The sequence below is a fragment of the Pseudomonas sp. Q2-TVG4-2 genome, from assembly GCF_013620795.1.
GTDB lineage: Bacteria > Pseudomonadota > Gammaproteobacteria > Pseudomonadales > Pseudomonadaceae > Stutzerimonas.
Genome location: NZ_LGLW01000002.1, coordinates 1 through 20972, shown reverse-complemented (window position 1 = coordinate 20972; position 20972 = coordinate 1). Strand labels below are relative to the sequence as shown.

At 57.5% G+C, this 20972-nt stretch carries 21 protein-coding genes and 1 pseudogene; 5 read left to right on the top strand and 17 right to left on the bottom strand.

What is annotated here, in order from left to right; all coding sequences use genetic code 11:
* Positions 1–3 precede the first annotated feature (3 nt).
* From atpG to H3028_RS05085, 17 genes are all read right to left on the bottom strand, one after another.
* The gene (atpG, locus tag H3028_RS05165; RefSeq protein WP_181296002.1) at positions 4–867 is read right to left on the bottom strand and encodes a F0F1 ATP synthase subunit gamma; all 864 of its coding nucleotides are present in this window, start codon (positions 865–867) and stop codon (positions 4–6) included.
* Between the two features lie 50 nt (positions 868–917).
* Entirely contained in the window at positions 918–2462 is a 1545-nt protein-coding gene (gene atpA / locus H3028_RS05160; RefSeq protein ID WP_181296001.1) for a F0F1 ATP synthase subunit alpha, read from the bottom strand.
* Positions 2463–2477: 15 nt separating this feature from the next.
* Positions 2478–3014, bottom strand: coding sequence for a F0F1 ATP synthase subunit delta (locus H3028_RS05155; protein WP_181296000.1), 537 nt, complete (start codon positions 3012–3014; stop codon positions 2478–2480).
* 12 nt (positions 3015–3026) lie between these two features.
* Positions 3027–3497 carry a F0F1 ATP synthase subunit B gene (locus H3028_RS05150; protein ID WP_019340922.1) on the bottom strand — a complete coding sequence of 157 codons (471 nt, stop codon included), beginning with the start codon at positions 3495–3497 and terminating at the stop codon, positions 3027–3029.
* Between the two features lie 93 nt (positions 3498–3590).
* Positions 3591–3818 (bottom strand): F0F1 ATP synthase subunit C, encoded by a 228-nt coding sequence (atpE, locus tag H3028_RS05145; protein WP_019340921.1) that lies wholly within the window; start codon positions 3816–3818, stop codon positions 3591–3593.
* Positions 3819–3887: 69 nt separating this feature from the next.
* Complete coding sequence (gene atpB, locus H3028_RS05140) at positions 3888–4760, bottom strand: F0F1 ATP synthase subunit A (protein ID WP_181295999.1); 873 nt, start codon at positions 4758–4760, stop codon at positions 3888–3890.
* 14 nt (positions 4761–4774) lie between these two features.
* Positions 4775–5173, bottom strand: coding sequence for a F0F1 ATP synthase subunit I (locus tag H3028_RS05135; protein WP_309109525.1), 399 nt, complete (start codon positions 5171–5173; stop codon positions 4775–4777).
* Between the two features lie 134 nt (positions 5174–5307).
* Positions 5308–6180: a ParB/RepB/Spo0J family partition protein gene (locus tag H3028_RS05130; protein ID WP_181295998.1), complete on the bottom strand. Its 873-nt coding sequence runs from the start codon at positions 6178–6180 to the stop codon at positions 5308–5310.
* Positions 6181–6190: 10 nt separating this feature from the next.
* Positions 6191–6979, bottom strand: coding sequence for a ParA family protein (locus H3028_RS05125; RefSeq protein ID WP_181295997.1), 789 nt, complete (start codon positions 6977–6979; stop codon positions 6191–6193).
* Positions 6980–6998: 19 nt separating this feature from the next.
* Positions 6999–7646, bottom strand: a complete 648-nt coding sequence (gene rsmG, locus H3028_RS05120) for a 16S rRNA (guanine(527)-N(7))-methyltransferase RsmG (RefSeq protein WP_181295996.1) — start codon at positions 7644–7646, stop codon at positions 6999–7001.
* On the bottom strand, positions 7646–9538 hold the full coding sequence (mnmG, locus tag H3028_RS05115; RefSeq protein WP_181295995.1) for a tRNA uridine-5-carboxymethylaminomethyl(34) synthesis enzyme MnmG: 1893 nt from the start codon (positions 9536–9538) through the stop codon (positions 7646–7648). The genes rsmG and mnmG overlap by 1 nt, the downstream gene beginning before the upstream one ends.
* A gap of 571 nt (positions 9539–10109) precedes the next feature.
* Positions 10110–11477: a tRNA uridine-5-carboxymethylaminomethyl(34) synthesis GTPase MnmE gene (mnmE, locus tag H3028_RS05110; RefSeq protein WP_181295994.1), complete on the bottom strand. Its 1368-nt coding sequence runs from the start codon at positions 11475–11477 to the stop codon at positions 10110–10112.
* A 69-nt stretch (positions 11478–11546) separates the two neighbouring features.
* Positions 11547–13223, bottom strand: coding sequence for a membrane protein insertase YidC (gene yidC, locus H3028_RS05105; protein ID WP_181295993.1), 1677 nt, complete (start codon positions 13221–13223; stop codon positions 11547–11549).
* A 2-nt stretch (positions 13224–13225) separates the two neighbouring features.
* On the bottom strand, positions 13226–13471 hold the full coding sequence (gene yidD, locus H3028_RS05100) for a membrane protein insertion efficiency factor YidD (RefSeq protein WP_168426211.1): 246 nt from the start codon (positions 13469–13471) through the stop codon (positions 13226–13228).
* Complete coding sequence (rnpA, locus tag H3028_RS05095; protein ID WP_181295992.1) at positions 13464–13859, bottom strand: ribonuclease P protein component; 396 nt, start codon at positions 13857–13859, stop codon at positions 13464–13466. The genes yidD and rnpA overlap by 8 nt, the downstream gene beginning before the upstream one ends.
* Before the next feature lie 17 nt (positions 13860–13876).
* The gene (rpmH, locus tag H3028_RS05090; RefSeq protein ID WP_019340723.1) at positions 13877–14011 is read right to left on the bottom strand and encodes a 50S ribosomal protein L34; all 135 of its coding nucleotides are present in this window, start codon (positions 14009–14011) and stop codon (positions 13877–13879) included.
* A gap of 78 nt (positions 14012–14089) precedes the next feature.
* Positions 14090–14344, bottom strand: coding sequence for a hypothetical protein (locus tag H3028_RS05085; RefSeq protein WP_181295991.1), 255 nt, complete (start codon positions 14342–14344; stop codon positions 14090–14092).
* A gap of 167 nt (positions 14345–14511) precedes the next feature.
* Between H3028_RS05085 and dnaA the strand changes: the two genes are divergently transcribed.
* The 5 genes and pseudogenes from dnaA to H3028_RS05060 form a co-directional block, all read left to right on the top strand.
* A complete protein-coding gene (gene dnaA / locus H3028_RS05080) occupies positions 14512–15963 on the top strand; it encodes a chromosomal replication initiator protein DnaA (RefSeq protein WP_181295990.1) in 1452 nt (483 codons plus the stop codon).
* 36 nt (positions 15964–15999) lie between these two features.
* Positions 16000–17103 carry a DNA polymerase III subunit beta gene (gene dnaN / locus H3028_RS05075; RefSeq protein ID WP_181295989.1) on the top strand — a complete coding sequence of 368 codons (1104 nt, stop codon included), beginning with the start codon at positions 16000–16002 and terminating at the stop codon, positions 17101–17103.
* Between the two features lie 15 nt (positions 17104–17118).
* Positions 17119–18228, top strand: a complete 1110-nt coding sequence (gene recF, locus H3028_RS05070) for a DNA replication/repair protein RecF (protein WP_181295988.1) — start codon at positions 17119–17121, stop codon at positions 18226–18228.
* Positions 18225–20639: a DNA topoisomerase (ATP-hydrolyzing) subunit B gene (gene gyrB, locus H3028_RS05065; protein WP_181295987.1), complete on the top strand. Its 2415-nt coding sequence runs from the start codon at positions 18225–18227 to the stop codon at positions 20637–20639. The genes recF and gyrB overlap by 4 nt, the downstream gene beginning before the upstream one ends.
* 176 nt (positions 20640–20815) lie before the next feature.
* A pseudogene (locus H3028_RS05060) lies at positions 20816–20972 on the top strand (alkyl hydroperoxide reductase subunit F); the annotation flags it as partial.

Sequence of the window (20972 nt, the reverse complement as noted above, 5' to 3'; positions counted from 1 at the left end):
TTCTTAAACCGCGGCAGCGCCGCCGACGATTTCCGAAATTTCCTGGGTGATCGCCGCCTGACGGGCCTTGTTATAGACCAGTTGCAGGTCGCCGATCAGCTCACCGGCATTGTCGGTTGCGTTCTTCATGGCGATCATCCGGGCGGCCTGTTCGGCTGCTCCGTTCTCGACCACGGCCTGGTAAACCTGGGATTCGACGTAGCGAACCAGCAACGCATCCAGCAATAGGCGGGCATCGGGTTCGTACAGGTAGTCCCATTGGCCTTTCGGCGCGGTCTGATCGTCACTCGCGGCCAACGGCAGCAGCTGGGCTACGGTCGGCTTTTGGGTCATGGTGTTGATGAACTTGTTCGACACCAAGTAAAGACGGTCCAGACGGCCCTGATCGAAGGCATCCAGCATGACCTTGACGCTGCCGATCAGATCGTTGATCGACGGCTCTTCGCCAAGTCCGTTGACTGCCGCGACCACGTTACCGCCAAAGCTGCGGAAGAAGCTCGCGCCCTTGTTACCGATCACGCAAAGATCGGCCTCGACCTTGCTGTCATGCCATTCCTTCATGCTTTTGATCAGCGCCTTGAACAGGTTGGTGTTCAACCCGCCGCACAGGCCACGATCAGAAGACACGACGATATAGCCGACACGCTTGACCGGACGCTCAACCATGAACGGATGACGGTACTCAGGGTTGGTATTGGCCAGATGGCCGATTACCTGCTGGATCCGCTCCGCATAGGGACGGCTGGCAGCCATGCGCATCTGTGCCTTGCGCATCTTGCTGACCGCCACCTTTTCCATGGCGCTGGTGATCTTCTGCGTGCTTTTGATGCTCGCAATCTTGCTGCGAATCTCTTTTGCGCCTGCCATTTGACACCTATCGGGTTAGCAAGCGGGAGCCTTGCGGCTCCCGCTGCGGCTTACCAGGATTGGGTGGCCTTGAACGACTCGATACCGGCCTTGATGCCTGCGTCGATTTCGTCGTTGAAGTCGCCCTTCACGTTGATTTTGTCCAGCAGAGCGACGTGCTCGTGGTGGAAATAGGCAATCAACGCCTGCTCGAAGGCGCCGACCTTGGCTACTTCGATGTCCTGCAGATAGCCACGCTCGGCCGCATACAGGGACACCGCCATGTCGGCAATGGACATCGGCGCGTACTGCTTCTGCTTCATCAGCTCGGTCACTCGCTGACCATGCTCGAGCTGCTTGCGGGTCGCTTCGTCCAGATCAGAGGCGAACTGAGCGAATGCCGCCAGTTCACGGTACTGAGCCAGAGCGGTACGGATACCACCGGACAGCTTCTTGATGATCTTGGTCTGCGCAGCGCCACCAACCCGGGATACCGAGATACCGGCGTTAACGGCCGGACGGATACCAGCGTTGAACATCGACGACTCGAGGAAGATCTGACCGTCGGTGATCGAGATCACGTTGGTCGGAACGAACGCCGAAACGTCACCGGCCTGGGTTTCGATGATCGGCAGAGCGGTCAGCGAACCGGTCTTGCCTGTCACGGCGCCATTGGTGAACTTCTCAACGTACTCCTCGGAAACGCGCGATGCGCGCTCGAGCAGACGGCTGTGGAGATAGAACACGTCGCCCGGGTAGGCTTCACGTCCCGGCGGACGACGCAGCAGCAAGGAGATCTGACGATAGGCCACGGCCTGCTTGGACAGATCGTCATAAACGATCAGCGCATCTTCGCCGCGGTCACGGAAGTACTCGCCCATGGTGCAACCGGCGTATGGCGCCAGGAACTGCAGCGCAGCGGATTCCGAAGCCGAAGCAGCAACGATGATGGTGTTAGCCAGTGCACCGTGCTGCTCGAGTTTGCGCACCACGTTGGCGATGGTCGACTGCTTCTGACCAATCGCGACGTAGACGCACTTGATGCCGCTGTTGCGCTGGTTGATGATCGCGTCGATGGCCAGAGCGGTCTTACCGATCTGACGGTCACCGATGATCAGCTCGCGCTGACCGCGGCCGACTGGAATCATCGCATCGACCGACTTGTAACCAGTCTGTACCGGCTGGTCGACCGACTTACGCCAGATCACGCCAGGGGCGACCTTTTCAACTGCGTCAGTTGCCTGAGCGTTGACCGGGCCCTTGCCGTCGACCGGGTTACCCAGTGCATCGACTACACGGCCCAGCAGCTCGGGACCTACCGGAACTTCCAGTACGCGACCGGTGCACTTGGCACTCATGCCTTCGGTCAAACTCTGGTAGGCGCCCAGTACCACCGCACCAACAGAGTCCTGCTCCAGGTTCAGAGCCATGCCGAAGACGCCGCCAGGGAACTCGATCATCTCCCCATACATCACGTCGGCAAGGCCGTAAATGCGAACGATACCGTCGGAAACACTGACGATGGTGCCTTCGTTACGCGCTTGGGCAGACACATCGGAATTACCGATACGCTGCTTTATGATTTCACTAATCTCGGAAGGATTCAGTTGCTGCATGCCACGACCCTCAAATCAGGATTTCAACGATTCGGCCAACTGGCTCAGTTTGCCGCGGACCGAACCATCGACAACCACATCGCCGGCGCGGATAACAACGCCGCCGATCAGCGCAGGGTTCACGACCTGCTGGGGGTTGACGGTACGATCTAGCCGCTTCGACAAGGCGGCAGCCAAAGTTTGGAGTTGCGCAGGGGTCAGCTCGAAAGCTGTCTGCACTTCAACGTCGAGTGTCTTTTCGGCCTCAGCCTTGAGCTCCTCGAACAGCTCCCGAATGGTCGGCAACACGTCCAGGCGATCATTGTCGCCAAGCGTGGAGACGAAATTTCGGAACGCTTCATCGATATCGCTACCGAGTAGCTGAACCAGCGTCTGAACTTTGCTTTCGCTGGTCAGACGAGGATTTTTCAGCAGCTCGGCAACTTGGGGAACTTCAACGGCGACCGCAGCCAGGCTCAACATGCCCGACCAGGCATCAATCCGACCAGCCGCGCTGGCGAACTCGAACGCGGCCTTTGCGTATGGCCGGGCAAGCGTCTGGGTATTGATCATCGCTTGCCTCGCTTAGAGTTGGGAGGCCAGTTTTTCGACCAGATCGTTGTGCGCCTTGGCGTCCACCTGGGACTCCAGGATCTTCTCCGCACCCATGACAGCCAGCACGGCTACCTGGTTACGCAGTTGCTCCTTGGCACGATTCACTTCCTGCTCGATTTCGGCGCGGGCGCCGGCTACCAGTCGCTCGCCTTCGACGCGCGCCTGTTGCTTGGCATCCTCAACGATGGCGTTGGCCTGCTTGTTGGCTTGCTCAAGAATCTGGGCAGCTTGCCCCTTGGTCTCACGGAGAGTATTGGAAACCTTTTCCTGAGCCAACTTTAGGTCTTGCTGCGCACGGCCTGCGGCGTCCAGCCCTTCGGCAATTTTCTTCTGGCGTTCTTGCATGGCCTTGGTGATTGGCGGCCATACGTACTTCATGCAGAACCAGACGAAAATAGCGAAAGCGAACGTTTGACCGAACAGCGTCAAGTTAATGTTCACAGCGATATACCTCGTGCTATCTCGTTCGACGCGGTTGTCAATTCCACGGCAACGGGGCTCGCGATGCGAACCCCATCAGGAACCGGAAAAGTCTTAAGCAGCGACAACGAAGATGAGGTACATCGCGATACCAACACCGATCATCGGCACGGCGTCGAGCAGACCGGCCATCAGGAAGGTCTTGGTTTGCAGCTGAGGGGCCAGCTCGGGTTGACGAGCAGTGGATTCCAGCAGCTTGCCGCCCAGCAGGGCGAAGCCGATGCCGGTGCCCAGGGCACCCAGACCGATCATGATAGAGGCGGCGATGTAGACGAGTTCCATGTAAAGCTCCTGAAGCTAAGGGTTAAGGTTTTCTTGGGTAAAGCGAAACTGTTTGAACCGGATCAGCTGTTACGGTGTGAGTTCGGCATGGCCGTGATCTTCATGCGCCGAGCTCAGGTACACCACGGTCAGAACCATGAAAATGAACGCCTGAAGCGGGATCACCAGAATATGGAAGATCGCCCAGGGCACATTCAGGGTCCATTGCACGTAGAACGGCAGCAGCGCGATGAGGATGAACACCACCTCACCGGCATACATGTTGCCGAACAGACGCAGAGCCAGACTCAGCGGCTTGGTCAGCAGACCGAGGATCTCGAGGAACAGGTTGAACGGGATAAGCGACCAGTGATTGAACGGCGTGAAAGCCAGTTCCTTGCTGAAGCCGCCCACACCCTTGACCTTGACGCTGTAGAACAGAATCAAAATGAACACGCCGAGGGACAAGCCGAAAGTACCGTTCGGATCGGCTGTCGGGACAATTTTGAAATAGGGCAGCCCCAGCACACTCGCCAGACCGGGAATGTAGTCGACCGGGATCCATTTCAGGCTGTTCATCAGGAACACCCAGACGAAGATGGTCAGGGCCAGCGGGGCAATCAGTGCGTTACGGCCATGGAAGGTGTCTTTCACTACGCCTTCAACAAACTCAACGCACATCTCGACGAAGTTCTGCAGGCGACCCGGTATCCCGGCGGTAGCGCCCTTAGCGGCCATGCGAAAGATCAGAATGAAGATCAGCCCCATGAATAACGACCATCCGAGCGTATCGAGATGGACCGCCATGAAACCCATATCACGAGCTTCGAGGCCCGATTGAGCGATGGTCCAGGTGGCCTGGTCAACCACTGAGCCGTCTGCGCGAACGTAGCCTTCCGGCAGTTTTCCGTAAGTCAGATTCTGTAGGTGATGCTGGATATATTCCGCCGGGGTACTCGCCATAAACGCCTCAGTGCTCAATGCTTCGGATTATTTTTCATCAGTAGGAGGGCACTCGCGCCCGCGACCAAAACCAACAGGTAACCGGCAAACAAAGCAGCCGGTTGTAGCGGTTTCACTCCCACAAACACCAGCGCAAACAACGCTGCTGCCAGAATCTGTTTACCCATCTCACCAGCCCAGAGGGACTGAACGATGGCCTTGGCCGACCGCGCGCCGAAATAGCGAAACGCCTTGAACGCGAAGTACACGTTGGCCATCAACGCTATCGAACCACCCAACAATCCCGAATAGCCGGCGACCATACCAAAAAAAAACCCACAAGAAACGCCTGCGGCCAACGCAACGAGCGCCTGTACGATTAGCACACGGACAACTGGCATGCGATGGAGAGGTGTCTTGTTGCGTATATTCACCGTACATCCATCGCCAAAGTCGTTCGCTGGTCAGCAATGACCGCAGTCAAAAAAGCGCGGCGAGTATAGGAGTAGCCCACCCTGCGTTCAACCTTCAGGTAGCAGTTTACGACTACCACTACATAAATTTTGTTTCAACGGATGTGTGCAAGCACACCTTGCAGCTCATCCAGCGAATTGTAGCGGATCACTAACTGCCCCTTACCTTTTTCGCCATGCTTGATTTGCACAGGAGAACCTAAGCGCTCAGCGAGGCGCTGCTCGAGGCGAACGATGTCCGGATCGCTTTTCGGCTCGGCTTTCGGCTGCCCCGCGCTGCTCAGCCACTGCCGAACCAACGCTTCGGTCTGTCGCACGGTCAGTCCCCGTGCGACAACATGACGCGCTCCGTCGACCTGTTGCTCTGCTGGCAGGCCAAGCAGTGCGCGGGCATGTCCCATCTCTAAATCGCCGTGAGACAGAAGCGTCTTGATCTCCTCCGGCAGGGCAATCAGACGCAACAGATTGCTGATAGTCACGCGAGATTTGCCTACGGCATCGGCGACTTGCTGCTGAGTCAGCTGAAACTCCTGCTGCAACCGTTGCAGTGCTACGGCCTCCTCGATGGGATTGAGGTCCTCGCGCTGAATGTTTTCGATCAGCGCCATGGCGATAGCCGCCTCATCGGAAACGTCGCGTACCAGTGCCGGTATTTTGTCCAGACCCGCTTGCTGGCTGGCACGCCAACGGCGCTCGCCAGCAATGATCTCGTAACGGCCGGAACCGATCGAGCGAACGACGATCGGCTGCATAACACCCTGGGTGCGAATCGAGTGCGCCAGCTCGTCGAGTGTCACCGGGTCGATGTCGCGCCGTGGCTGGTACTTGCCACGCTGAATGACATCGAGTGGCAACTGTCGCAGCTCTTGCTCATCGGCCTGAGCGGCTTCCTCCTGCACCGCCGTCACGTTGGCGCCGCCGAGCAGGGCATCCAGTCCGCGTCCTAGGCCTCGTTTTTTGGTCGCCATGAAAATTTCCTTATGCGGTTACGCTGCGGGCGGCTCGGCGCTGACGACGTGACAATTCGCCCGCCAGCGCCAAATAGGCCAAGGCCCCCTTGGATTGCTTGTCATAGACCAACACCGGCATACCATGACTGGGTGCTTCGGCAAGCCGCACATTGCGCGGGATAACCGTGTCGTAGAGCTTTTCGCCGAAATGCGTCTTGAGCTGTTCGGTGACGTCGTTGGTAAGGCTGCTACGTGGATCGTACATAGTGCGCAGCAGGCCCTCGATCTTCAGTGACGGGTTCAGCGCCTGACCGATACGCTGAATCGAGTTGACCAGATCAGTCAGCCCTTCGAGGGCGTAATACTCACACTGCATCGGGATGATCACACCGTCGGCAGCCGTTAACGCGTTGATCGTCAGCATCGACAGCGAGGGCGGGCAATCGATGAGGATGTAGTCGTAATTCTCGCGTACCGGGGCGAGCGCCTCACGCAGGCGATGCTCCTTGGTCGGTAATTTGAGCAGGGCAACTTCGGCGGCCGTCAGGTCACGGTTGGCCGGCAATAACTGGTAGCCGCCATGCTCGGAAAACTGCATCGCGTCGACCAAGCTGCATTCGCCGATCAGCACGTCATAGATCGAATATTCCAGGCTCAACTTATCCACACCGCTACCGGTTGTAGCGTTGCCCTGGGGATCAAGGTCGATGAGAAGCACCCGGCGTCGCGTCGCGACAAGCGAGGCGGCCAGGTTGATGCAGGTGGTGGTCTTGGCGACACCGCCCTTTTGGTTGGCGATGGCAAATACTTTAGCCATGGTCAGTGTCTGTCCGGAGTCATGAAGTGCGGCGCAGTATCAGCAGATGGCGTTGCCCTTGGCAACCGGGAACCTTGAGAACCAGGCAGCGCTCCAGCTGGAAGTCCGCCGGCAACGCCTGCAACTCGTCATCCGGCTGTACGCCTTTCATGGCGAGCCAACGGGTACCCAGATCGCCCAGATGGCGCGTCCAGCTGGCAAAATCATCCAGCGAACTGAACGCCCGCGAAGTGATTCCGGTAAAAGGCTGCTGCGGCCTGAACTGCTCGACCCGGCTGTGGACAACTTCGACGTTAGTGAGTTTCAGCTCGAGCTTGACCTGTGTAAGAAAGCGGGTCTTCTTGCCGTTCGAGTCGAGCAGGGTGAAGCTTCGCTCGGGAAACAGGATGGCCAGGGGTATGCCGGGCATCCCACCACCGCTGCCAACATCGAGCCAGCGCGCACCGCCTTGTTGTACGTGCGGTGCGACGCTGAGGCTGTCGAGCAGATGCCGCGAAACCATCTCCGCCGGATCACGAACCGCGGTCAGGTTATAAGCCTTGTTCCACTTGTGCAGCAGCGCCAGATAGGCGAGCAGTTGAGCTTGCTGCGCTTCGCTCAGCTCGACACCCAGTAGTGTCGCCCCCTGCGTGAGCTCTTCGACGTAGCGCGTGTGTTCGGCTTCCATCAAGCTGTCTGCTCCAACGTCTGCCCGGCACTGCGCTTTTTCAGATGAATCATCAGAAGGGAAACCGCCGCCGGGGTTACTCCCGGGATCCGCGAAGCCTGCCCAAGAGTTTCGGGACGAGCCAGGGAAAGCTTGTGCTGGATTTCCTTCGACAGTCCAGAGATCGTCAAGTACTCCAGATCCGCGGGCAGCGCGACATTCTCGCTCGCCCGCAGCCGCGTAATCTCTTCCTGCTGGCGATCGATATAGCCGGCGTACTTGGTCTTGATCTCGACCTGCTCGGCCACCTGAGGATCCTCGACGCCCGCTCCGGTGAGCTGAACCAGGCTGCGATAGTCTATTTCCGGTCGAGCGAGCAGATTCAGCAAATTGTATTCGTGGGTCAGAGGGGTTCCGAAGCGTTCAGCGATGGCGTCGCCTTGCGGCGTTGCAGGACGCACCCAGGTGCTTTTCAGGCGCTGTTCTTCCCGCACGATGCTTTCGCGTTTGCGCTCGAACGCTGCCCAGCGAACGTCATCCACCAACCCCAGCTCACGACCCTTTTCGGTCAGCCGCAGATCGGCGTTGTCCTCGCGAAGTATCAGTCGATACTCGGCGCGCGAGGTGAACATGCGATACGGCTCCTGAGTCCCCAGAGTGATCAGATCGTCAACAAGCACACCGAGGTAAGCCTCGTCGCGACGCGGGCACCAGCTGTCCTTGCCCTGAGCGCGCAGCGCGGCGTTGGTGCCAGCGAGCAATCCTTGAGCACCGGCTTCTTCGTAACCGGTGGTGCCATTGATCTGGCCGGCAAAGAACAGCCCGCCGATGACCTTGGTTTCCAGGCTGTATTTGAGATCGCGCGGATCGAAATAATCGTACTCGATGGCATAGCCGGGGCGAACGATATGCGCCTCCTCCAGGCCGCGGATGCTTTGCACGATCTGCAACTGGACATCGAATGGCAGCGAAGTGGAAATACCGTTGGGGTAGAGCTCGTGGGTCGTCAGGCCCTCGGGCTCGATGAAGACCTGATGGCTGTCCTTGTCGGCGAAGCGATGGATCTTGTCCTCAATCGACGGGCAATAGCGTGGCCCCACGCCTTCGATGACGCCAGAGTACATCGGTGAACGGTCGAGGTTGGCAGCGATGATTTCATGAGTCCGCGCATTGGTATGGGTGATCCAGCAGCTGAGCTGTTTCGGATGCTGCGCGGCATGACCCAGAAATGACATCGGCGGGATGGGGGTATCGCCTGGCTGTTCGGTCATCACCGAAAAGTCGACGCCTCGCCCGTCGATACGGGGCGGCGTCCCGGTTTTCAGACGGCCGACGCGAAGCGGCAATTCACGCAGACGTCTGGCGAGCGCGATGGAAGGCGGGTCGCCAGCGCGACCGCCTGAGTAGTTCTGCAAACCGATGTGGATAAGTCCGCCCAGAAAGGTGCCAGTGGTGAGGACTACCGAGTCAGCGAAGAGGCGCAGCCCCATCTGAGTGACCACGCCTTTGACTTGGTCCCCTTCAACGATTAGATCGTCAGCTGCTTGCTGAAATATCCACAGGTTCGCCTGGTTCTCCAAGGTCTCGCGGACTGCGGCCTTGTAGAGCACGCGGTCAGCCTGAGCACGGGTCGCACGCACCGCAGGACCTTTGCGGCTGTTGAGCACGCGAAATTGAATGCCGCTTTTGTCCGTCGCGGTCGCCATGGCGCCGCCGAGCGCATCGATCTCTTTGACCAGATGGCTTTTGCCGATACCGCCGATGGCCGGATTGCAGCTCATCTGCCCGAGGGTCTCGACATTGTGAGTGAGCAGCAAGGTCCTCACGCCGATTCGAGCGGCTGCCAATGCAGCTTCGGTACCGGCATGGCCACCGCCGATGACGATGACGTCAAAACGGGAAGGGAAATCCACCACGCACCTCGTGCCTGTTCAGATGAGTTCTGGGGAAACGCGCAAGTATAGGGGCTCGAGGCCCGTGAAAGAAGGCCCTTGAACAAAAAATGACCAGCTCCGGAAGAGTTCGACTGAACTCAAAGCAATATATAAAAAGATAGAGATATTATTTAAAGCTTATTTTTATGTTTATAAATATGCAGCGAAAATCTGTGGATAACTCGTTGCAGGCTCCGGCTCTAGGAGCATGCAGCGCATGGGAACCTTGTGCTGAACCTGGGCTGTGCCGGTGCAGTACCGGTTCGCAGCCTGTGCACTAAACGCTTAGTTATGCACAGCTGTTTTATACGACCGGTTATCCCAAGGGTTATGGACTGGGCTCAAGGTTAGTTTTCCACAGGGCTCACAAGCTGCCCGCTAGGCAAAAAGAAGCGAGGCCACCGATAGGAGATAGAGGGAAAATGCGTGGCCACGAGGATTCAACGAGAGAGGCATGCCTACGCATGGCGCCTCTGCAGATCGTGAGCAAAGAGAGCGTGTCCCGAGGAGGAGACGCCAAAGCGAGCGATAGCGCGCCATCAGTTTCGAGCTATTTGCCGATGCAGAAGCTCGAAAAGATGCGCCCCAACAGATCATCCGAGCTGAAGGCACCGGTAATCTCGCCAAGTGCCTGCTGGGCCTGGCGTAAGTCTTCAGCCAATAGCTCTCCCGCCCCCGCTAGGGTGAGTTGCGCATGGCCATGGTTCAGGTGGTCGGCTGTTTGCCGCAGCGCGTCCAGGTGCCTACGGCGGGCGCTGAAGCCGCTCTCTGCGGTCTGGTCATAGCCCATGCAGCTCTTCAGGTGCTCACGGAGCATTTCCAGCCCATCACCCGATCGGGCCGAAAGGCTCAAAGTGCTGTAGCCGTCTGGATCGACTGAGAGAGCGGCGCTCTCCCCTGTCAAATCGGCCTTGTTGCGGATGAGGGTCGTCTTGGCGCGATCTGGCCGGACCGCGAGGAAGTCGGGCCAATCGGAGTTGTCTGGATGTGCAGGCGATGCACTGGCGTCTATCACCAGCAATATCCGGTCAGCATCCTCAATCGCTTTGATCGCGCGCTCCACCCCAATTCGTTCCACCTGATCATCGGTGTCCCGCAGCCCTGCGGTATCGATGATGTGCAAGGGCATGCCGTCGATATGAATGTGTTCTCGCAGCACGTCGCGGGTGGTGCCGGCGACGTCTGTGACAATCGCGGCTTCACGGCCGGCCAGCGCGTTGAGCAGGCTGGATTTCCCAGCGTTGGGGCGGCCAGCGATCACCACGTTCATGCCCTCACGCAACAGAGCGCCTTGACCGGCCTCGCGAATCACCTCGCTCAACTCCTGCCTGACGGCCTGCAGCAAAGCCAGCACGCGGCCGTCGGCCAGAAAATCGATTTCCTCTTCAGGGAAGTCGATCGCTGCCTCAACGTAGATGCGCAGCTGGATCAGCTTCTCCGTCAACTCATGCACTCGATGGGAAAATTCGCCTTGCAGCGAGCGCACGGCGTTACGCGCCGCCTGGGCTGAGCTGGCTTCGATCAGATCGGCGATCGCCTCGGCCTGTGCGAGGTCCAGCTTATCGTTAAGGAAGGCCCGCTCGCTGAACTCGCCCGGCCTAGCCAGCCGTACCCCGAGTTCAACGCATCGGCGCAGCAACATATCCATTACCACAGGGCCGCCATGGCCTTGGAGTTCCAGCACGTCTTCGCCAGTGAAGGAATTCGGGCCTGGGAAGAACAGCATGATCCCCTCATCAATGACCTCACCGTCATCGGAGTGGAACGGACCGTAATGTGCGTGTCGGGCGATGGGTTCGCGCCCGCTAAGCGTGATGGCCACCGCCTTTGCCCGCGCCCCGGAAACTCGCACGACGCCGATACCACCTCTCCCCGGCGCGGTGGCGATTGCAGCAATGGTTTCGCGATCTTGGCTCATGCGTACTCTCCTAGGAGGGTCAGAAAAGCAAAACGCCCCAATCAAGGGGCGTTCTGTTGACTCAGCAGATCAGGCTGCGGCCGCGGTCTGCCTCTCGATCTTGCGGGTAATGTACCACTGCTGTCCGATCGACAAGACGTTGTTGACTACCCAGTACAGCACCAGACCAGCCGGGAACCAGAGGAAGAAGAAGGTGAAGATGACCGGCAGGAGCTTCATCACCTTGGCTTGCATCGGATCCGGCGGCGTGGGGTTCAGCTGCTGCTGAATAAACATGGTCACGCCCATGATGATAGGCAGGATGAAGAACGGATCCTTGATTGACAGATCAGTGATCCAGAACATCCAGGGGGCCTGGCGCATCTCGACGCTTTCCAGCAGTACCCAGTAAAGCGCGAGGAACACGGGCATCTGCACCAGAATCGGCAGGCAACCGCCCAAAGGATTGATCTTCTCCTTCTTGTACAGCTCCATCATCGCCTGGGACATCTTCTGGCGATCGTCGCCAAATTGCTCCTTGAGCGCCTGCATCTTCGGCGATACCGCACGCATGCGTGCCATCGACTTGTAGCTGGCAGCCGAGAGCGGGAAGAAGGCCAGCTTGATGACGATCGTCAGTACGATAATCGACCAGCCCCAGTTGCCTAGCAGCGCATGAATATTTTCCAGCAGCCAGAATATCGGCTGGGCGATGAACCAGAGAATGCCGTAATCGACGGTCAGGCGCAGGCCTGGCGAGAGTTCCTCGAGCTTGTCTTGGCTCTTGGGCCCGGCATACAGCGTAGCGGCTGTTTCACCCTGGCTTCCCGGGGCGACTGTAACCGCCGGGCCGGTGAAGCCAATGATGTAGTTGCCTTGGCTGTCCTTGCGGGTCTGCACTTGATTGGTTTGATCAGGTGCCGGAATCCACGCCGTCACAAAGTAGTGCTGCAACCAGGCGATCCATCCGCCTTCGACAGTTTTTTTCAGGTTCTTGTCATCCATGTCGCCCATGGACACCTTGGTATAAGGCTCGTCCTTGGTCCAGAGGGCTGCGCCCAGATAGGTCGCGGTTCCGGTTGCTGTGCTGGATGACGGGTCGCCGCTGTCGTCACGCTTGAGCTGACCGAACATATAACCCGTCCAGGGCTCCTGGCTCTGGTTGTCAATCAGATAGCTGACGCCCAGATCGTAATCGCCACGGTCGAAGGTGAAACGCTTGGTGTAGTTGACGCCGCCTTCGTTGTACTTCAGATCAACGACCAGCTGATCTTGACCTTCTGCCAGTTGATACTGCTGTTGTTCGCTGCTGTACAACGGCCGGCCAGTGGCCTTGTCTGGACCGTCACCGATCAGGCCGCTTTGGGCCTCATAGGTCCGGTCACCGCTTCGCTCGAACAGCTGGAACGGGACGTCCGGCCGATCCTGGCGACGAGGAAACTCTGGCAAGCGGAGATCGATGATATCGCCGCCACGAGGATCGATCGCGACGTCCAGAACGTCGGTGCGGACGCGAATTAGTTGCGAGCTGGCCTGGGTTTCCGGAAGCGCGCTGGCAGACTGCTCGCCTCCGACGGCGGGAATATCACCCTGCGTACCTTCTGCGCTGGCAGCTGGCGGGGTGTCAGGGAGTTGAGCGGTCGAAGGTTGTTCCTGACTTGTCTCGGCAGGCAAGGCAGCTTGGCCATAGTCCTGATTCCACTGAAGAACCATCAGGTAGGCAACGACTGCCAGTGCGACAAGCAGAATCGAGCGTTTGATATCCATGGTTACTCGGTCATCGAAGATGAATTGGAGGTGTGGTTGGAAGGCACGGGATCATAGCCGCCCGGATTCCATGGATGGCAACGGCCAAGCCTGCGCAGGCTCAGCCAGCCACCGCGCAGCAGACCATGAGTTTCAATGGCCTCTTGTGCGTAGCAGGAGCAACTTGGGTAGAAACGACAATGGCTCGCCATCATGGGACTGATGGCATACCGGTAGATCCGAATCGGGATCAAAGCCAGTTTACGCATGGGCGGGCTTGCCCTGTTCCGGATGATTGGCGGTCTGGGAGGGGGTGCGAGACAACCGCCTCCAGAGTTTGGCGAATTGCCGTGCCAATTCGGGATTATCCAGATCAGCCAATCCCTTGCGCGCGATAACCACGATGTCCCACCCCGTCAGTTCCATCTGGTGGAGACGAAAGGTTTCACGCAGTTGCCGCTTGATGCGGTTGCGCTCCACCGCGAGCTTGACGCTCTTTTTGCCGATCACCAGCCCGATACGGGGATGCGGCAGTCCGTTTTCGCGTACCAGGAGCAGGACATTCCTGCCCGGTAACTTGCCGGAAGGGGAGTCGAAGACTGCTTTGAACTGGCGCGGGGTCAGCAATCGCTTTTCCCGAGCGAAGTCTCGACTCACTACCTTTTCCGACGTGTTCAGACTGCCAGGCGCTTACGACCTTTGGCGCGACGACGCGACAGGACGGCGCGGCCGTTCTTGGTGGCCATGCGAGCACGGAAACCGTGGGTGCGAGCGCGCTTGAGTGTGCTGGGTTGGAAAGTGCGTTTCATGATGCGTTACCTGGTGATCCGTTGCGGGCCGGAATGGCCCCCTTTTAAGAGACCGGCGATTGTAGAGAAGCCGCGCTGTTAGGTCAATTTCCAGCCAGCAAGATGAGAAGAGAAAATAGTAAGAAGAAGAGAAGTTAAAGCTCTTTTTAATGCAGAGCTTATTAATGGGTAGCGAGGAATCTGTGGATAGATGCCTGTAACGGCGGCGCCGTGGTCCTTAACGCGTTCGCGAAGGCTCTGCGCAAGCGGTGTGCTCACGGTGGGCATCCCTTGGATTGCCTGTGGATTAATTTCGATGTTATCAACAGGCAAGCTTATGAGCATGCTGTGCACAGACTTTTCCTAAGGCTTCCGGCAGGGTTATCAACAAGGCTTATGCGATAGCACACTGCTGTTGTGGCCAGATTCTTCTCGCCATATCGTTTCGAACTGTGGATAACCGCTCGGTCGGGGGCTACAATGGCTGCCGTTTATGAGCTCGACAGCGTCTAGGAGATTCCGTGTCGGTGGAACTTTGGCAGCAATGCATTGACCTCTTGAGAGATGAGCTGCCGGCCCAGCAATTCAACACATGGATCCGTCCGCTCCAGGTCGAAGCCGAAGGGGATGAGCTGCGCGTCTATGCGCCCAACCGGTTCGTTCTCGATTGGGTCAACGAAAAATATCTGTCTCGATTGCTCGAGCTGCTATCCGAGCGCGCCACCGGCTTGACTCCTTCTTTGTCCTTATTGATAGGCAGTAAGCGGAGCGCTGCGGCGCTTCCGTCCGCATCGATCGCACGCACCCAACAGCAGGCGGGCTCGCCTGCCGCGTCCGCGCCACCACAGGCTTCGTTATCGGAGCCTTCGGTTACGGCGGCAATTGAATCTGCCGTTGCACCGGCGCCTGCGAGGACGGAACGCAACGTTCAAGTTGAAGGCGGACTCAAACACACCAGTTATCTCAATCGGACTTTTACCTTCGAGAACTTCGTCGAAGGTAAGTCCAACCAGCTGGCTCGCGCTGCGGCATGGCAGGTTGCCGACAATCCGAAGCATGGCTACAACCCTCTATTTCTCTATGGCGGTGTTGGCCTCGGCAAAACGCACCTGATGCATGCGGTTGGCAATCATTTGCTGAAGAAGAACCCCAACGCCAAGGTGGTTTACCTTCATTCCGAGCGCTTCGTCGCCGACATGGTCAAGGCGCTGCAGCTCAACGCCATTAACGAATTCAAGCGCTTCTATCGGTCCGTAGACGCGCTGCTGATTGACGACATCCAGTTCTTCGCCAAAAAAGAGCGATCCCAGGAAGAATTTTTCCACACCTTCAACGCCTTGCTTGAAGGCGGACAACAGGTGATTCTTACTAGTGACCGTTATCCGAAGGAGATCGACGGGCTTGAGGAAAGGCTGAAGTCTCGCTTCGGTTGGGGCCTGACCGTTGCCGTCGAGCCGCCGGAGCTAGAGACCCGAGTGGCGATCTTGATGAAAAAGGCGGATCAGGCCAACGTGGATCTGCCTCATGATGCGGCGTTCTTTATTGCGCAGCGGATCCGCTCGAATGTTCGTGAGCTGGAAGGTGCGCTGAAGCGGGTGATCGCTCATGCCCACTTCATGGGGCGCGATATCACCATCGAGCTCATTCGCGAATCGCTGAAAGACTTGCTTGCCCTGCAGGACAAGCTGGTAAGCGTCGATAATATTCAGCGCACCGTCGCGGAATACTACAAAATCAAGATATCCGACCTGCTGTCGAAACGACGTTCGCGCTCGGTAGCTCGGCCGCGTCAGGTCGCGATGGCTTTGTCCAAAGAACTCACCAACCACAGCCTGCCCGAAATCGGCGATGCGTTTGGTGGGCGTGATCACACGACGGTGCTACATGCCTGTCGTAAGATTGCGGAACTTCGTGAATTGGATGCTGATATTCGCGAAGATTACAAAAACCTGCTGCGTACTTTGACAACCTGACAGACTGCGGCCAATTAATAGGCAAGGGACCAGACCATGCATTTCACTATTCAGCGCGAAGCCCTGTTGAAACCCCTGCAGTTGGTGGCTGGCGTCGTCGAAAGGCGCCAGACGTTGCCGGTGTTGTCCAACGTGTTACTGGTGGTTCAGGATCATCAGTTATCGCTCACCGGTACGGATCTTGAGGTGGAACTGGTTGGCCGCGTGGCTCTGGAAGATGCATCCGAGCCGGGCGAGATCACGGTACCGGCGCGTAAGTTGATGGATATTTGCAAAAGCTTGCAGCCTGACGCGCTGATCGACATTCGTCTGGATGACCAGAAGGTCGTGATCAAATCAGGGCGTAGCCGCTTTTCCCTTTCTACTCTGCCGGCCAATGATTTTCCTACGGTAGAGGAGGGTCCAGGCTCGCTGAACTTCAGCGTTAACCAGGGCAAGATGCGCCGTCTTATCGAACGCAGCAGCTTTGCCATGGCTCAGCAGGATGTTCGCTATTACCTGAACGGAATGCTGATCGAGGTCTCTAGCGGCATGCTGCGTGCGGTCGCGACCGATGGTCATCGTCTCGCGATGTGTTCCATGCAAGCCGGCATCGAACAACCGGATCGCCACCAGGTCATCGTTCCACGCAAGGGCATTCTCGAACTGGCGCGTCTGCTGACCGATCAGGACGGCGAAGTCAGTATCGTGCTGGGTCAGCACCACATCCGCGCGACGACCGGCGAGTTTACTTTTACCTCCAAGCTAGTGGACGGAAAGTTTCCCGACTACGAGCGAGTCTTGCCTCGTGGCGGCGACAAGCTGGTGGTTGGCGAACGCCAGACCCTCCGAGAAGCATTCAGCCGTACGGCGATCCTCTCTAACGAGAAGTACCGCGGAATCCGTCTGCAGTTAGAAAGCGGGCTGTTAAAAATACAGGCGAACAACCCCGAGCAGGAAGAGGCGGAAGAGGAAGTCGCTGTCGACTATTCAGGCGGATCGTTGGAGATAGGCTTCAACGTCAGCTACTTGCTCGATGTGTTGGGTGTCATGACCACAGATCAGGTTCGATTGATACTTTCCGATGCGAACAGCAGCGCGCTGGTTCAGGAATTCGATAACGATGACTCGGCCTACGTCGTAATGCCGATGCGCCTGTAATCCGCTTCCAACTGAATGTCCCTTAGCCGCATCTCCGTCACCGGCATTCGCAATTTGCAGCCGGTGACGCTAACCCCCTCCCCTCGAATCAATATCCTCTACGGTGACAACGGCAGCGGGAAGACCAGTCTTCTCGAAGCCATTCATCTCCTCGGAATGGCGCGTTCGTTTCGCAGCACACGCCTGAATCCAGTCATAAGCCATGAGCAAAGTAGCTGTACGGTATTTGGTCAGGCTGAGCTGGGTAAAGAGCAGTCAAGTGCGTTGGGGATCTCTAGAGATCGCAGTGGGGAAGTACGGATTCGCATCAACGGACAGACTGTTCGTAGTGCGGCAGAGCTTGCAGAGGCATTGCCGTTGCAGCTCATTAATCCGGACAGCTTTCGCCTGTTGGAAGGCGCACCGAAGCTTCGCCGCCAATTTCTCGATTGGGGTGTGTTCCACGTGGAACCCCGTTTCCTTCAGGCCTGGCAGCGCCTCCAGCAGGCACTGAGGCAACGGAACTCATGGCTGCGACATGGTACACTGGACGCCGCTTCACAGGCCGCCTGGAGCCGCGAGCTCAGCGCTGCTAGCGATGAGATTGACGGCTATAGGCGGGCTTATATTCAGGCCTTGAAACCAGTATTCGAACGCACGCTGGCCTCCCTTCTGGATCTTGAGGGCTTTCGGTTGAGCTACTACCGGGGCTGGGATAAGCGTTCCCTGGCCGAGGTACTTGCGACTTCGATCGAGCGCGACAGGGCCATGGGACATACGCAGGCAGGACCGCAGCGGGCCGACCTGCGTTTGCGGATAGCCAACCATAACGCGGCCGAAACCTTGTCTCGTGGTCAACAGAAGCTGGTCGTCTGTGCGCTGAGAATCGCCCAAGGGCACCTGGTCAGCGAGGCCAAGCGAGGCCAATGCATTTACCTGGTCGATGATTTGCCGTCCGAATTAGATGACCAACACCGGCTTGCATTGTGCCGGTTACTGGAACAGCTGAATTGCCAGGTATTCATCACCTGTGTCGATTCAGACGTATTGAAAGAAGGCTGGCGTGACGATACGCCAGTCTCAATGTTTCACGTGGAACATGGTGCGATAGCCCAGGTCCACGGCCCCTCGGGAGTGAAGGCATGAGCGAAAATCACACGTACGATTCGTCCAGCATCAAGGTTCTCAAGGGCCTCGATGCTGTACGTAAACGTCCCGGCATGTATATCGGCGATACCGACGACGGCACCGGTCTGCACCACATGGTCTTCGAAGTGGTCGATAACTCGATCGACGAAGCGTTGGCCGGTCATTGCAGCGATATCAGCATTACCATTCACGTGGATGAGTCCATCAGCGTCCGCGACAATGGCCGTGGTATTCCCGTAGATATCCACGAAGAAGGCGTGTCCGCAGCTGAAGTCATCATGACTGTCTTGCATGCGGGTGGTAAGTTCGACGACAACTCTTACAAGGTATCCGGCGGCCTGCATGGCGTAGGTGTGTCGGTGGTGAATGCGCTTTCCGAAGAGCTGATATTGACGATCCGTCGAGAGGGCAGGGTTTGGGAGCAAACTTACCGTCACGGTGTACCGCAGGCGCCGCTGGTTGCTGTTGGCGAAACCGAGGATTCCGGTACCGAAATTCATTTCAAGCCATCGGCCGAGACCTTCCAGAACATTCACTTCAGCTGGGATATTCTAGCTAAACGGCTCCGTGAGCTGTCCTTCCTGAACTCGGGTGTAGGAATCGTTTTGCGCGATGAGCGCAACGCGAAGGAAGAGTTGTTCAAATACGAGGGCGGCCTTAGCGCCTTCGTTGCCTATCTCAATACCAACAAGACGCCGGTCAACGAGGTATTTCACTTCAACGTCCAGCGTGACGATGGCGTTGGTGTCGAGGTGGCTCTGCAGTGGAACGACAGCTTCAACGAGAACCTGCTTTGCTTCACCAACAATATTCCTCAGCGCGACGGCGGTACCCACCTGGCGGGTTTCCGTTCAGCGCTCACTCGCAACCTGAATAACTATATTGAGCAGGAAGGCCTGGCGAAGAAGCACAAGGTGGCGACCACCGGCGACGATGCGCGGGAAGGCCTGACAGCAATCATTTCGGTGAAGGTGCCGGATCCGAAGTTCAGCTCGCAGACCAAGGACAAGCTCGTCTCTTCCGAAGTCAAAACCGCCGTTGAACAGGAAATGGGCAAGCATTTTGCGGACTTTTTGCTCGAGCGTCCGAATGAAGCGAAGGCCGTCGTCGGCAAGATGATTGACGCGGCGCGCGCCCGTGAGGCCGCACGCAAGGCGCGGGAGATGACCCGCCGTAAAGGTGCGCTGGACATCGCCGGTCTGCCTGGCAAGCTCGCTGATTGTCAGGAAAAGGACCCTGCCCTCTCCGAACTGTACATAGTGGAGGGTGACTCCGCGGGCGGTTCTGCCAAGCAAGGTCGTAACCGCAGGACTCAGGCCATCCTGCCGCTCAAGGGTAAGATCCTCAACGTCGAGAAGGCTCGGTTCGACAAGATGATCTCGTCTCAGGAAGTCGGCACGCTGATCACCGCGCTTGGCTGCGGCATTGGCCGCGATGAGTACAACATCGACAAACTGCGTTATCACAACATCATCATCATGACGGATGCGGACGTTGACGGTTCGCACATTCGTACGTTGTTGCTGACGTTCTTCTTCCGCCAGCTTCCTGAACTGATTGAGCGCGGCTACGTGTATATCGCTCAGCCACCGCTGTACAAGGTCAAGCGCGGCAAGCAGGAACAGTACATCAAGGATGACGAGGCGATGGATGAGTACCTTACTCAGTCCGCTCTCGAGGATGCCAGCCTGCACGTCAACGAGCATGCACCTGGCTTGTCGGGCGAGGCGCTAGAGCGTCTGGTCAACGATTACCGAACCGTGATGAAGACATTGCAGCGTCTGTCGCGACTGTATCCTCAGGAGTTGACCGAGCATTTCATTTATCTGCCGCGAGTGACCGTTGAACAGTTGGGTGATCATGCGGCCATGCAGGTCTGGTTGGAACCTTACGCCGCCTTGTTGAAAGGCATCGAGCGCTCAGGGTTGGCATACAAGGCGAGCCTGCGCGAGGACAAGGAGCGTAATCTCTGGCTGCCTGAGGTGGAGATTGTTTCCCATGGCTTGGCCAGCTACATAACCTTCAATCGCGACTTCTTTGGTAGCAACGATTACAAGACGGTCACGGTGCTGGGGGAAAAGCTGAACAGCCTGCTTGAAGAGGGTGCCTATGTTAAGCGTGGCGAGCGGAAGAAGCCGGTTACGACCTTCAAGGAAGCGCTCGATTGGTTGATGACCGAAGGTACGCGCCGGCACAGTGTTCAGCGATACAAGGGACTAGGTGAAATGAACCCGGACCAGCTGTGGGAAACCACCATGGATCCCGCGGTTCGCCGAATGCTCAAAGTCACCATTGAAGACGCTATTGGAGCTGATCAGATCTTCAACACGTTGATGGGGGATGCAGTTGAACCGCGCCGCGATTTCATCGAATCCAATGCATTGGCGGTATCCAACCTGGACTTCTGATTAGTGCGATAAGCGTGCTACCAAAACCCGGCGTGAGCCGGGTTTTTTTGTTCCACGTGGAACACCGATAGCCTCAGTCGATGGTGCCGCTTGCTTTAATCAATTTTAAGAATTTCCTCTCGGCTCGTATGCTTTCCCCATTCAAAGCTTCTCAACTTCCAGCTAGGGGAAATTCCATGCTTGATAGCAATCTAAAAACGCAACTGAAAGCCTATCTCGAGAAGGTCACCCAGCCGTTCGAGATCATTGCGTCCCTCGGTGACGGCGCCAAATCCCAGGAAATGCTCAACCTGCTGGAAGACATCACCAGCCTGAGCGACAAGATCACGCTGC